Here is a 13180-nt window from a genome sequence, read left to right as displayed (position 1 = left end):
CCGCGCGCAACGGCACAGACCCTGCATGGTAGCGCAAGCGCGTGTTCAGCGACGCACATCCCCGATGAAGTTCGGCATAGGGATCAGATCTCGCCCGTCAACCCAGCGGCTTCGATACCTGCCAACGCGGCCGCTGCGTCATTATCCGAAGTGTCGCCGGTTACACCTACGGCACCGATCACCGCGCCCTTGCGGTCACGCAGCAGCACACCGCCAGGAACCGGAACAACCTGACCGCCATAAACCCCGTTCACGGCCGCCATGAAATAGGCCTGCCCTTCGGCCCGCTGCATCTGCGCGGTCCCCGCCATACCTAGCATTACCGATCCGTAGGCCTTACCATGTGCGATTGCAAAACGCCCCGGCGCAGCACCGTCTTCGCGTTCGAACGCGATCACGTGACCGCCGGCGTCCAGGACAACAACCGAGAGCGGTTTCAGCTCCATCTCGCGCCCTTTTTCCAGAGCTTTCCGAATGATGGTCCGCGCTTTGCGCAATGAAATGTTCATGCCTGATCCTTTTCATCTGGCCAAAAATACCTTCGGGGGAGCACGAGGGGGCAGACAGCCCCCTCGTTCCTGCCCTTGCCCCTAGCTCAAACTTGCCTTCAGTTCCAGGCGACGGGCGTGCAGCACAGGCTCGGTATAACCCGAAGGCTGCACCCGCCCCCGGAACACCAGATCACAAGCCGCCTGAAACGCCACCCCGTCAAAACCCGGTGCCATGGGCCTGTAGGCCGGGTCTCCTTCGTTCTGACGGTCCACTACCGCGGCCATTTTCTGCATCGCCGCCATCACCTGTTCCTGACTGACCACATCGTGATGCAACCAGTTGGCCAGCGCCTGCGAAGAAATCCGACAGGTCGCGCGGTCCTCCATCAGACCTATGTCGTTGATATCCGGAACTTTCGAACAGCCAACTCCCTGATCAATCCAGCGCACAACATAGCCCAAGATTCCTTGTGCGTTGTTTTCGATCTCACGGGTGATCTCACCAGCGCTGAGATTACGACCGCCCAGCAGAGGTATGGTCAGCAGATCATTCAACGTACCCCGAGCCCCGCCAGCGGCCAATTCATCCTGGCGCGCCAACACATCGATCTTGTGATAGTGAGTTGCATGAAGCGTTGCCGCAGTAGGTGACGGCACCCAGGCGCAGGTTGCACCGGATTGCGGGTGGCCGATCTTGGTCGCCAGCATGTCCGCCATCCGATCGGGCATGGCCCACATACCCTTGCCAATTTGCGCTCTGCCTTTCAGGCCGCAGACCAGTCCGATATCCACATTGCGATCCTCGTAAGACGCAATCCATGGCGTATCCTTGATATCGCCCTTCGGCAGCATCGGGCCTGCTTCCATAGAAGTATGAATCTCATCCCCCGTCCGATCCAGGAATCCGGTATTGATAAAGGCCACGCGCGATTTTGCGGCCCGGATGCATTCCTTGAGGTTGGCCGATGTGCGCCGCTCTTCATCCATAATGCCCAGCTTCACCGTATTGCGTGGCAGGCCCAGGATGTCCTCGACCATGTCGAATAACTCGACCGAAAACGCCACCTCCTCGGGCCCGTGCATCTTGGGTTTGACCACATAGACCGACCCCTTGACCGAGTTCCCGCCCTCGCGCTTCAGGTCATGCATGGCGATCAGCGTTGTGCAGAGCGCGTCCATCAAACCTTCACCAATCTCGCGCCCTTCGGCATCCAGCACTGCGGGGTTCGTCATTAGATGGCCCACATTTCGCACCAGCATCAGCGACCGACCTTTCAGAGTGGCTGGCGTGCCATTCGGAGCCATGTAGGCCAAATCCCCAGCAAGCTTGCGCGTGAAGGTTGTGCCGCCTTTCGTAACCTCTTCGGTCAGGTTGCCGGCCATCAAGCCAAGCCAGTTTCCATAGGCCAACACCTTGTCGGTCGCGTCGACACAAGCAACAGAATCCTCGCAATCCATGATGGTCGAAAGCGCGGATTCCAAACGGACATCAGAAATACCTGCAGGATCGGTGGCGCCAATTGTGCTATGCGCATCAATCCTGACTTGAATGTGCAACCCGTTGTTGCGCAGCAATACAAACTCCGGTGCTTCAGCCGCGCCAGCGTGGCCTGCGAACTGAGACGGGTCGGCGAGCTTCGGTATCAGCGCACCGTCCCTAACGCTTAACCCGGAGACTTCCGCCCAGGACCCTTCGGATAGCGGCACAGCCTCATCCAGGAACGCCTTCGCCCAGGCGATGACCCGCGCACCGCGCCCGGCGTCATAAGCCTTGACTGTCGGCAGATCGCCTAACGCATCTGTTCCGTAAAGCGCATCATATAAACTGCCCCAGCGCGCATTTGCGGCATTCAACGCAAAGCGCGCGTTGGTGATTGGCACAACCAATTGCGGTCCGGGGATTAGCGCGATTTCAGGGTCGACACTGGCTGTCTCGATCTCGAAATCGTCGCCTTCCTCTACCAGATACCCAATCTCACGCAGAAAAGACTGATATTCAGCCGCGTCAATGGGCAACCCCCGCCGCGCCGCGTGCCAGCCATCGATCCGGCCCTGAATGTCAGCCCGCTTGTCCAGCAGCGCCCGGTTTTTCGGCCCAAGCTCATTGGCCAAGCGCGCCAGACCCGCCCAGAAATCAATTGCCGAAACTTCCGTGCCCGGCAGCGCCTTCTGTTCGATGAAATCCACCAGAACCGGGTCAATCTGCAGCCCGTTGCGGGTCTCTCTGCTGCTCATATTCCGAATCCCCTACGATTGTGTGCCATTGTATGCGCTCCTCAATTAGGGCGTTCGTTTCCGATAGGCAACTTCTGTCCCGACATGAGAGGCATTTGACCCAGCGCGAACCGTCTCAAATGAACAGCGGCAATGGCACATCGGTTGCAGCGTCCGCGCGAAGCCCATAACGTCGCGCCAGATTCCCAGTCGATGAGGCCCCCGATGCGCGACGCCGCCCCCACAACGATTTATCTGAAAGACTACACTCCGTTCGGGTTTCTAGTGGACAGTGTGCATCTGACCTTCGATCTGGCCGCACACGCCACTCGCGTCACTTCCCGCATCGCCTTCCGCTCGAACCCCGAAGCGACCGACCGCACGTTTTTTCTGCATGGCGAAGAGCTAAAGCTGATCCGTGCCGCAATTGATGGCGACGTGATCACGCCTGAGGTGACCACCGAAGGCCTCACCGCACCGGTTCCAGACGCGCCTTTCGTGTGGGAGGCCGTGGTCGAGATCGATCCCGGCAATAACACCGCGCTTGAGGGGCTGTATATGTCGAACGGCATGTATTGCACCCAATGCGAGGCCGAAGGGTTTCGCAAGATCACCTATTACCCCGACCGCCCGGATGTGATGTCTACCTTCACGGTGCGCATCAATGGCGACCTTCCCGTGCTGCTATCGAACGGCAACCCTTCGGGCAAAGGCGAGGGCTGGGCTGAATGGGTCGATCCATGGCCAAAACCCGCCTATCTGTTCGCGCTGGTCGCCGGAGAGCTGATCGCCCATCCCGGCCAGTTCACCACCAAATCCGGTCGCGACGTCGAACTAAATCTCTGGGTCCGCCCCGGCGATGAAGGCAAATGCGCCTTTGGCATGGAAGCCCTTAAAAAGTCGATGAAATGGGATGAGGACGTCTATGGCCGTGAATACGATCTGGACGTGTTCAACATTGTGGCCGTGGACGATTTCAACATGGGCGCGATGGAGAACAAGGGGCTGAACATCTTCAACTCCTCAGCCGTTCTGGCCAGCCCTGAAACCTCGACCGATATGAATTTCGAACGGATCGAGGCGATCATCGCACATGAGTATTTCCACAACTGGACCGGCAACCGCATCACCTGCCGCGACTGGTTCCAACTGTGCCTGAAGGAGGGGCTGACTGTGTTCCGCGACGCGCAGTTCACTTCGGATATGCGCTCGGCCCCTGTAAAACGTATCCACGATGCCATCGACCTGCGCGCGCGGCAATTCCCCGAAGATAACGGGCCGCTCTCGCACCCGGTCCGTCCCGAAAGCTTTCAGGAAATCAACAACTTCTACACCTCAACCGTCTATGAAAAAGGCGCCGAGGTGATCGGGATGCTGAAACGGCTGGTCGGGGATGAGGCCTACAGCATAGCACTGGACCTGTACTTCGATCGCCACGACGGGCAGGCCTGCACGATCGAAGATTGGCTGAAAGTATTCGAAGACACTACGGGCCGCGACCTGACCCAGTTCAAACGTTGGTACAGCCAATCCGGTACCCCCCGTGTCTCAGTTGCCGACGATTGGACCGATGGCACCTATACCCTGACGCTGCGCCAACGGACCGAGCCGACGCCGGGGCAAGAAGACAAGCAACCTCAGGTCATCCCTATCGCTGTGGGTCTGCTTGGCCCGAACGGGGACGAGATACGTGCGACCGAAGTGCTGGAACTGACCGAAGCCGAGCAGAGTTTTACCTTTACCGGTCTCGCGGCCAAACCTGTGCCCTCGATCCTGCGCGATTTCTCGGCCCCTGCGATCCTTGAACATGAGATCAGCAATGCCGAACGCGCCTTCCTTCTGGCTCATGACACCGACCCGTTCAACCGCTGGCAGGCAGGGCGGTCACTAGCCGAGGACACCCTGCTGCGCATGATCACCGATGAGGCAACGCCTGATACCGACTATCTTGACGGCTTGCTGGCAGTGCTACGGAATGAGGCGCTGGACCCGGCCTACCGGGCACTGATGCTGGGTCTGCCGACGCAATCGGAACTGGCCGCAACACTATTTGACAAGGGCATCACCCCCGACCCGATGGCGATCTGGCGAGCGGTTGAGACTTTGCGTCAAGCCACTGCGCAACACGTTCAAGACCTGCTCCCCCGTCTGAACAGTGAAACGCTGGTGGACGCGCCTTATCAGCCGAACGCTGAACAATCAGGCAAACGCGCCTTGGGCAGCGCGGCGCTTGCGCTGACCTCGAGACTGGATGGAGGTGCCAAGGCCGCAGAGCAATATGCACGTGCTGACAACATGACCCTGCAGTTGGCCGCGCTGTCTTGTCTGCTCCGCGCGGGCAAAGGCGAACGTGAGCTGGCCGCCTTCTATGATCGATGGCAGCATGACCGGCTGGTCATGGACAAGTGGTTCGCCATGCAGGTCTTGATGACCGGACCGGAAAAAACGGTTGAGACCGCGCACAGGTTGACCGAGCATGCTGATTTTAATTGGAAAAACCCAAATCGTTTCCGCGCCTTGATGGGATCCCTGGCAGGCAACCACGCAGGCTTCCACCAAGCGAACGGAGCAGGTTACGCGCTGCTGGCAGACTGGTTGATCCGACTTGATCCAGTAAACCCGCAGACCACCGCCAGGATGTGCAGCGTGTTCCAAACTTGGAAACGCTATGACGCCGACCGTCAGGCCTTAATACTTGCACAACTGAATCGCATTGCCGACACGCCGAACCTGTCCCGGGACACGACCGAAATGGTCACGCGCATCTTGGGCGCATGACCGCGTTTACGTTCACTCGACAGAACCGAAATCAGCGAACGGTTCTGATCCTGATCGGCGTTTACGCGATGTTGATCGCTTTGATGATCCTGCTGAACGCGGTCTGGTGGCTGATGGCGCTTCTGGCCCTGACTACCCTGCCCGCGCTGTGGGATGTCGTCAAGGACACCAGCGCAGGTATGGAGCTGACCGATGAAACCCTGCGTTGGCACACCGGCCAACGTCAGGGACAACTCAAGCTGTCCGAGGTGGATCGATTCCGGTTTGACACGCGGTGGGATTTCTCGGTGCGCGTCTCAGCGGTTCTGAAATCCGACAAACGCGTGCGTTTACCCGATGAATCACTGCCACCACACAAGCAATTCGAAATGGTCCTGAATCAGGCGGGATTCGCGGTCGAACGACATCATTTTAGAGTTTTCTGAAACGATTCATGGAGTCTGGGCCACATTGGCACCTGAATCGCGGGTTCTCCGCGACGCAGTCTTGATTTGAGCAGATTTTTTGGCAAACTGGACGGGTTACAAGTTTGTTCCAGTTCGAGTTTTGCCATGTTTTGGTCTTTGAAGGCTTTTGCCGCCCGCATTGTCGGTTCTTCTGATCCCACCCCTACACCTCTGCCTGCGTCCGTCGCCGATGCTACTGCATGGCTTGTCGCCTCGGGGCAGTTGAACATCCCAATCGCAGTAACAGATGAAAATGATGCGATCGGGCATCAGGTGATCGAACGTGGCCGCCATCTGGCGCGGCAGGATATGTGGGCAGAACTGTCGCTGGAGATGCGCGCTGCAGATGAGGGGCGCAAGGCTACCCCTTGCGGGCAGCCGATCTCCGAGCTGTTGGCATTTGGGGCCCGGTCCGATGTGGTTTTGGCGGCCGAGCACGCGCTGTCGGACGGCAAAGCACTGTCAGACTATGATCTGCTGGGCGGGATCTCGGAATTGGAAGGCGAGATTCAGAACCATCCCGATGATCCGATGATCACGCTTGTGGTTGCCTTGGCCCATATCGATTTGGCGTGGGCCTGGCGCGGGACGGCGCACCCGGACACGCTGCCGGCGCTGCACCAATCCCGTTGTGCCGCGCATTTCGACCGGGCTGCTGCGCTGCTTCCGAAATGCCGCGCTGCGCTGCCCGACAGTCCGGCGATTGCTGCAGCGGATTGCGCCTTGCTGGCAGGACACATTGATCCGCGCACCCGCGTTGCTGATAAATACGAGGCCCTGATCACGCTGGATCCCCAGAACCATCGCCACATGCGCGCGATGGGCAGCCACCTGCTGCCACGCTGGTTCGGCAGCTATGAACAACTTGAAGTGCAAGCCTTGCGCAACGCCGCACGGACCCAGAAAAATTGGGGTGCGGGTGGGTATACCTGGGTGCAATTCGACGCCATCGCGCTGGATGACGAGGCCTGCGCGCGGGTAGATGTCGAATACTTCCTTGAAGGTTTGCGCGATATCGTTGCACGTCGTCCGGATCAGCAGACAATCAACCTGCTGGCGGCCTATTGCTCGGTCACATTGCAGAACAGAATGGGCCAGAACCCGCGCGCCGATATCGCCCGCAAACAGATTTGCGAGGCCGCAAACTGGCTGATCCGCGATCACATGACTGAACTGCATCCGCTGATCTGGGCCCACGCGGCGAACGGGTTCAATAACAGCCTTCGCGTCAACTCGGCCGAGCGTTTTGCCGCCCGTGGTCGCCGCGATGCGCTGAAGGCAATCGCCAATCTGTTGAGGGATGAGTTGCGCAGTGGGCAGAGTGTGACCTTTACACCGTCAGGGCTGCAGTTCTCGGGGAACTAATGCGCCATTGCCCCTTGCCCCTTTGGCGCGCCGGGCCTAATACGCAGGCTTAGACTTCTGCGGAAATGAGGCGCGCCATGCTCGACCTGACATACGAAATGCCCAAACCCAAAACCATTGCCGGGGCCAAGCACGATTGGGAACTGGTGATCGGGATGGAGGTGCACGCTCAGGTCTCGTCCAACGCCAAACTATTCTCAGGGGCGTCGACCCAATTCGGGGCCGAGCCGAATTCGAACGTGGCCTTCGTGGACGCCGCAATGCCGGGGATGCTGCCGGTGATCAACGAGTATTGCGTTGAACAGGCCGTGCGCACCGGGCTGGGTCTGAAAGCGGATATCAACCTGAAATCGGCCTTTGACCGCAAGAACTATTTCTATCCCGACCTGCCGCAAGGATACCAGATTTCCCAGCTTTATCAGCCTATTGTAGGTGAAGGAGAAGTTCTGGTCGAGATGGGCGACGGTACCGCGCGCATGGTCCGCATCGAACGCATCCACATGGAGCAAGACGCGGGCAAATCGATCCACGACATGGACCCGCATATGTCCTTTGTCGACCTGAACCGGACCGGTGTGTGCCTGATGGAGATCGTTTCGCGCCCCGATATTCGTGGACCGGAAGAGGCCGCGGCATATATAGCCAAGCTGCGTCAGATCATGCGTTACTTAGGCACCTGCGACGGCAACATGCAGAACGGCAACCTGCGGGCGGACGTAAACGTTTCGATCTGTTTGCCGGGTGCTTACGAGAAGTATCAGGAAACACAGGACTTTTCGCATCTGGGCACGCGCTGCGAGATCAAGAACATGAACTCAATGCGCTTTATCCAGCAAGCGATCGAGGTCGAAGCCCGCCGTCAGATTGCCATCGTCGAAGGCGGCGGTACCATCGATCAGGAAACCCGTCTGTACGACCCGGACAAGGGCGAGACACGCTCGATGCGGTCCAAGGAAGAGGCTCATGATTATCGCTACTTCCCCGACCCCGATCTGCTGCCGCTGGAGATCGAACAGGCGTGGGTGGATGACATCGCTGCCAAGCTGCCGGAACTACCTGACGACAAAAAATCTCGTTTTATCAGTGAGTTCGGCCTGACCGACTATGATGCTTCGGTCTTGACCGCCGAGGTGGAATCGGCTGCTTATTTCGAAGAGGTTGCCAAGGGGCGCAGCGGCAAGCTGGCCGCGAACTGGGTCATCAACGAACTGTTTGGTCGCCTGAAAAAAGAAGACCACGACATCACCGAGTCTCCGGTGTCTCCGGCTCAGTTGGCGGGTATCATTGATCTGATTTCGTCGGATGCCATCTCGGGCAAGATCGCCAAGGATCTGTTCGAAATCGTCTATACCGAAGGCGGTGACCCGGCGCAGATCGTTGAAGACCGCGGCATGAAACAGGTGACAGATACCGGCGCGATCGAGGCCGCTTTGGACGAGATCATCTCGGCCAATCCGGCACAGGTTGAGAAGGCCAAGGTGAACCCGAAACTGGCCGGATGGTTCGTCGGTCAGGTGATGAAAGCCACCGGCGGCAAGGCCAACCCGAAGGCCGTTAACGAACTGGTCAGCAAAAAGCTGGGTTCGTAAATCTTCCGAGTTGTACAAACCCCGGACAGGGGTTTGTTCGACTTGTACATAACGAAAACTTAATTTCAGAGCGCTCAAATCGGGCAAGCCATCGGCTTGACTCCCCGCCTGAATGCGCATTCTCATCTCGCCAAGTCAGAGAGGTGAGCATCTATGAAAAATCGTTTCGATCAGGAACTGGAAACCCGGCTGGTGCGCTATGCCGCCATCGACAGCCAGAGCGATGAGACCTCGCCATCGACCCCCAGCACCGAAATCCAGTTCGACATGCTGAACCTGCTGAAGCAAGAGCTTACCGAAATCGGTGCGCAGGATGTTGAGATGACTGGTGACAGCGTCGTGGTGGCAACCATCCCCGGTACGGCCGAAGGACCGACCATCGGGTTTCTGGCGCATGTCGACACCGCGCCTCAGTTCAACGCAACCGGGGTCAAGCCGCGGGTGATCAAGGGGTATAATGGCGGCGAAATTACATTCCCCGATGACCCCGATCTGGTGCTTTCGCCCGTAGAACACCCCTATCTGGCCGAGAAGATCGGGCATGACCTGATAACCGCCTCAGGCACCACGCTACTGGGGGCTGATGACAAGGCGGGCGTTTCGATCCTGATGACGATGGCGCGACACCTGCTTGAGAACAAGGACGTGCACCACGGTCCGATTCGCATCGCTTTTACCCCGGATGAAGAGATCGGGCGCGGTGTTACCGAACAGCTGCCCAAAGACCTGGGCGCGGATTTCGCCTATACGCTGGACGGGCAGGAACTGGGTGAAATCGAATACGAAAGCTTCTCGGCCGACCGAGCGGTGATTAAGATCACCGGCGTGTCGATCCACCCGGGACTGGCCAAGGACAAAATGGTAAACGCGGCACATCTGGCTGCAAAGATCGTGCAGACCCTACCTCAGGCAACGATGACGCCCGAGGTGACGGATGGGCGCCAGGGATTCATCCATGTCACCGATATGAACGGCGGCTCGTCCGAGATGGAGATAAAACTGATCCTGCGCGATTTCGAGATGGATGCATTGGAAGCCCAGCGCGAGATCGTCCGACAAGTCTGCGCCGCCGTACAGGCCACCGAGCCGCGTGCGACCATCACCTGCGACATCTCCCATCAGTATCGCAACATGCGCTATTGGCTGGAAAAGGACATGACGCCGGTTGATCTGGCCCGCGAGGCCTGCCGTGAACAAGGGATCGAGCCGGTCTCGGTGCCGATCCGGGGTGGCACCGACGGCTCGCGCCTGACCGAATTTGGCACACCGACACCTAATATCTTCACGGGCATGCAGTGTATTCACGGACCGCTAGAGTGGATTTCGGTGCAGGACATGGCAGTCGCTACAGAAACCTGCCTGTCGCTGGTCAGCAAAGCGGCGCGAGGCTAAAGCAACAGTGCGGGCCGAAATTCGCCAATGCGCGATCTTGGCTTTCGCCCGCCTGTCAAAATGTTAATTTGCCCCGACACGGCAATCAGGACCAGTTGATGCAGCGCTACGAATACAAAGTTGTCCCCGCTCCGCAAAAGGGCACCAAGGCGAAGGGCGTGAAAACGCCCGAGGGCCGGTTTGCCACCTCGATTGAGCAACTGCTGAACCAGATGGGACAGGATGGCTGGGAGTATCAGCGCGCCGAATTGCTGCCCAGCGAAGAACGTTCGGGGCTGACCGGGTCAACCACCAACTGGCGCAACGTGTTGGTTTTCCGCCGGGCTCTGGCGTTGGAAAAACCTGAACAGCCCGAACCCGTCGAAGAGGACACCGCCCCAACCGCGCGCGCAGTCCCGGGACCCGAAGAGGTTTTGGCCAAAACTCCTGCCGCCCCTGCCCCAATCTCGGAAGAGCCCGAAGACCCGCCCTTGTCTTTGAAACCTTCGGACGAAGTGGCGGATGACGAAGTGCGCCCCGAGCAAGCACGCCCAGCCGAGCCGTGATTGGATAACAATCAATCGAAGGATACCGCGTGAAGGGGCAAGGCCCTTATATCCTGCCCCATAACGGTTATGCTTTGTCAGTTCCGACCCGCGAACCCCATCGGCGAGAAACGACGCAGTAAGGGGATTGCTGCTGAGCCAGTTGACCTTGAATTTGGCACATCCAGGAAGCTAGGCGCGCAACCGCCAGACAGGGCAATTAAATGACCTGCGAAACCAATAATTGCGGAGCCAAAAACGAGCGTGGGGTAAGAGGGTTTATTGCAAGGTTATCAATTGCAAGCTGATTGCCCTGCATACATCCCAGCGCCTGCACCTGCTGCAGTCGCGAGTGTCTTGCCTGTACCGCCACCGAACCGATTTCCAACCACTCCCCCAAGGGCAGCGCCACCAAGGATTCCCGCAGCGCAGCGGGCGTCTTGCTGTACCTGCGCCTGAGTTGGCGTCGTCGGAGCCCCGCAAGCAGCCAAGAGCAGTGAGGTCGCAAGCGCACAGGTTGTCAGTGCTTTGTTCATCTCGATTGCCTCTCAAATACCAAATAGTTATCTGAGTAAGTGGCTCTGGCGCGTCTAGCGTACAAGAGATCAGCGTCTGTTTGATTCGAGATTAATCAAAACTTAATAAAGAAGACTAAGGGTCGAGCGCCTAAAGCGATATTTGCTGGTTTCCGATCGTTGCGGGTGCCGGGTTCCTGGTAAACCCCGACATTGGACGGCCGTGTTTTAATTGTAGAAAGCGGGCGATGAGCGCGGAGCATCACAGTAAGATTTGACGCACAATAAAGCGCGACTACTGAATCTTCTGTTCCCCTTTATTCCCCCAAAACCACATAGGTCGCGAGCCAGATCGAGCAAATATACATAGATATCTGAAGAGATGGTGCCCCCACACGGACTCGAACCGCGGACCTACTGATTACAAATCAGTTGCTCTACCAGCTGAGCTATAGGGGCACTGGGTGTCGATTAATATCTCGGAACAGGGACTGCAAGCCCGAAATTTCGGGTCATCTTAACTTTGTGCTGGTTTGCCTTAGGATAACAGTAATATCAGGCCTCATCCGAATTTGACTGCACCGGGGACAGGTTGTAACCCAAGCGGCGATCCCGACCGAGGTAAGGACAATTCCGATATGCAGATGGTTATCCAAGCCGGAGCGCACTTTACCGACCATGATCACCTGCTCAATCTACTGCAGGCGAATGCGGATCTGGTTGCGGGAAATCATACCGCCTTCTGGGGGCTTCGTCCGTTCAGAAAGATCTTTCGACCTGCGCTGAAACCCTCTGCCGACCGGCCATCACATCAGGATACACTGGCGCGATTTCATAAACTGTTCCCCAACGGGCAACAGGTGGATCGGGCGATCCTGTCGAGCGCGCTGTATCTGGGAGAGCGGGCTTCGATCATCATGGACGGGCAGTTCTACGCCAATGCCGGGCAGCGGATGGCTTATCTGGAACAACTGTTCAGCGACTCGACGGTGGAACTGCTCGTAGGTCTGCGCAACCCCGGCAGCTTTATTCCAAAGGTGCTGATGTTGCTATCGGCACCGGAACGCGCGCATATTCTGTCGACCACCGACCTGAGCTGCCTGAGTTGGCTTGCGATGATCGAAGACATTCGCGATCTAGCACCAGATGTCAAAATCACCTTGTGGAGCAATGAGGATTCGCCGCTGATCTGCGGCGACATCGCGCGCGCGCTAGTGGGGCTACCCGAGGACACGCCGCTGGAACAGGAATACGCGCTGCTGTCCTCACTTGTCTCAGACATGGGCAAACAGGAGATTCAGAGCTTGTTAGAGCATCAAGCGGCCCCCAATGATCCCGTGCTCAGGGGCAGGCTGGCGCAGGTGTTTCAGCAGCATGCGCTGACGGATGAAATCGAAGAAGAGGTGGAGCTGCCTGGCTGGAACGAAGATATCGTTACCGCCTTTACCGAGCTTTATGAGCAGGATCTGGCACGGCTGCAGACCATGCCAGATATACGTTTTCTGAACCCGTAAGCGGCTGGCGCTACATGCCCAGCGCTTCCTTGTACATTTCCAGTACCGCCTCTTCCTCGGCGATGTCGTCCTTGTCGCGCTTGCGAAGAGCGACGACCTTGCGCATGACCTTGGTGTCGTAGCCGCGGGCCTTGGCCTCAGCCATGACCTCTTTCTGCTGGTCAGCGATATCTTTCTTTTCGGCCTCAAGACGCTCGAACCGTTCGACGAACTGGCGCAGCTCGCCTGCGGTCACTCGGTAGTTGGCTGCGGCCTGATCTTCGGTGATGTCTTCCATCTGCGTCTCTCCCAAGGGCTGAAAATAAGGTGCCGGATACATCGGCACCGACCCGACCGCAAGCGTGCATTCTGC

Annotated in this window: 11 protein-coding genes and 1 tRNA gene; 7 read left to right on the top strand and 5 right to left on the bottom strand. The window is 58.1% G+C overall.

Going from position 1 to position 13180, the window contains the following annotated elements; translation table 11 throughout:
- Nucleotides 1-83 precede the first annotated feature (83 nt).
- Both ACR0MJ_RS01370 and ACR0MJ_RS01365 read right to left on the bottom strand, forming a co-directional pair.
- Nucleotides 84-509: a heme-binding protein gene (locus tag ACR0MJ_RS01370; RefSeq protein WP_170424166.1), complete on the bottom strand. Its 426-nt coding sequence runs from the start codon at nucleotides 507-509 to the stop codon at nucleotides 84-86.
- An 81-nt stretch (nucleotides 510-590) separates the two neighbouring features.
- Nucleotides 591-2726: a malate synthase G gene (locus ACR0MJ_RS01365; protein WP_480758612.1), complete on the bottom strand. Its 2136-nt coding sequence runs from the start codon at nucleotides 2724-2726 to the stop codon at nucleotides 591-593.
- Nucleotides 2727-2930: 204 nt separating this feature from the next.
- Here ACR0MJ_RS01365 and pepN point away from each other — a divergent pair, with 204 nt between their 5' ends.
- The 6 genes from pepN (at nucleotide 2931) to ACR0MJ_RS01335 (ending at nucleotide 10820) form a co-directional block, all read left to right on the top strand.
- A complete protein-coding gene (pepN, locus tag ACR0MJ_RS01360) occupies nucleotides 2931-5483 on the top strand; it encodes an aminopeptidase N (protein WP_480758610.1) in 2553 nt (850 codons plus the stop codon).
- Nucleotides 5480-5908, top strand: a complete 429-nt coding sequence (locus ACR0MJ_RS01355; protein WP_480758608.1) for a hypothetical protein — start codon at nucleotides 5480-5482, stop codon at nucleotides 5906-5908. The genes pepN and ACR0MJ_RS01355 overlap by 4 nt, the downstream gene beginning before the upstream one ends.
- Nucleotides 5909-6034: 126 nt before the next feature.
- On the top strand, nucleotides 6035-7294 hold the full coding sequence (locus tag ACR0MJ_RS01350; protein WP_480758605.1) for a hypothetical protein: 1260 nt from the start codon (nucleotides 6035-6037) through the stop codon (nucleotides 7292-7294).
- A gap of 77 nt (nucleotides 7295-7371) precedes the next feature.
- Nucleotides 7372-8883 (top strand): Asp-tRNA(Asn)/Glu-tRNA(Gln) amidotransferase subunit GatB, encoded by a 1512-nt coding sequence (gatB, locus tag ACR0MJ_RS01345; RefSeq protein WP_480758602.1) that lies wholly within the window; start codon nucleotides 7372-7374, stop codon nucleotides 8881-8883.
- 153 nt (nucleotides 8884-9036) lie between these two features.
- Nucleotides 9037-10275, top strand: coding sequence for a peptidase T (gene pepT, locus ACR0MJ_RS01340; RefSeq protein ID WP_480758600.1), 1239 nt, complete (start codon nucleotides 9037-9039; stop codon nucleotides 10273-10275).
- A 98-nt stretch (nucleotides 10276-10373) separates the two neighbouring features.
- On the top strand, nucleotides 10374-10820 hold the full coding sequence (locus ACR0MJ_RS01335; RefSeq protein ID WP_170585997.1) for a DUF4177 domain-containing protein: 447 nt from the start codon (nucleotides 10374-10376) through the stop codon (nucleotides 10818-10820).
- Nucleotides 10821-11092: 272 nt separating this feature from the next.
- Here the strand turns inward: ACR0MJ_RS01335 and ACR0MJ_RS01330 are convergent, their stop codons facing one another.
- Together ACR0MJ_RS01330 and ACR0MJ_RS01325 are read right to left on the bottom strand one after the other, a co-directional pair.
- Complete coding sequence (locus ACR0MJ_RS01330) at nucleotides 11093-11335, bottom strand: glycine zipper 2TM domain-containing protein (RefSeq protein ID WP_170397150.1); 243 nt, start codon at nucleotides 11333-11335, stop codon at nucleotides 11093-11095.
- Between the two features lie 362 nt (nucleotides 11336-11697).
- Nucleotides 11698-11773 (bottom strand) — tRNA-Thr (locus ACR0MJ_RS01325).
- A 179-nt stretch (nucleotides 11774-11952) separates the two neighbouring features.
- Between ACR0MJ_RS01325 and ACR0MJ_RS01320 the strand changes: the two genes are divergently transcribed.
- Nucleotides 11953-12828, top strand: a complete 876-nt coding sequence (locus ACR0MJ_RS01320) for a hypothetical protein (protein WP_480758594.1) — start codon at nucleotides 11953-11955, stop codon at nucleotides 12826-12828.
- A 10-nt stretch (nucleotides 12829-12838) separates the two neighbouring features.
- Here the strand turns inward: ACR0MJ_RS01320 and ACR0MJ_RS01315 are convergent, their stop codons facing one another.
- Complete coding sequence (locus tag ACR0MJ_RS01315; protein ID WP_170397751.1) at nucleotides 12839-13105, bottom strand: DUF2312 domain-containing protein; 267 nt, start codon at nucleotides 13103-13105, stop codon at nucleotides 12839-12841.
- Between the last annotated feature and the right edge of the window lie 75 nt (nucleotides 13106-13180).

It is taken from the genome of Ruegeria sp. C6 (assembly GCF_056537625.1).
Note: the sequence above shows the minus strand (reverse complement) of the source record. Positions and strands in the feature narration are given on the sequence as shown.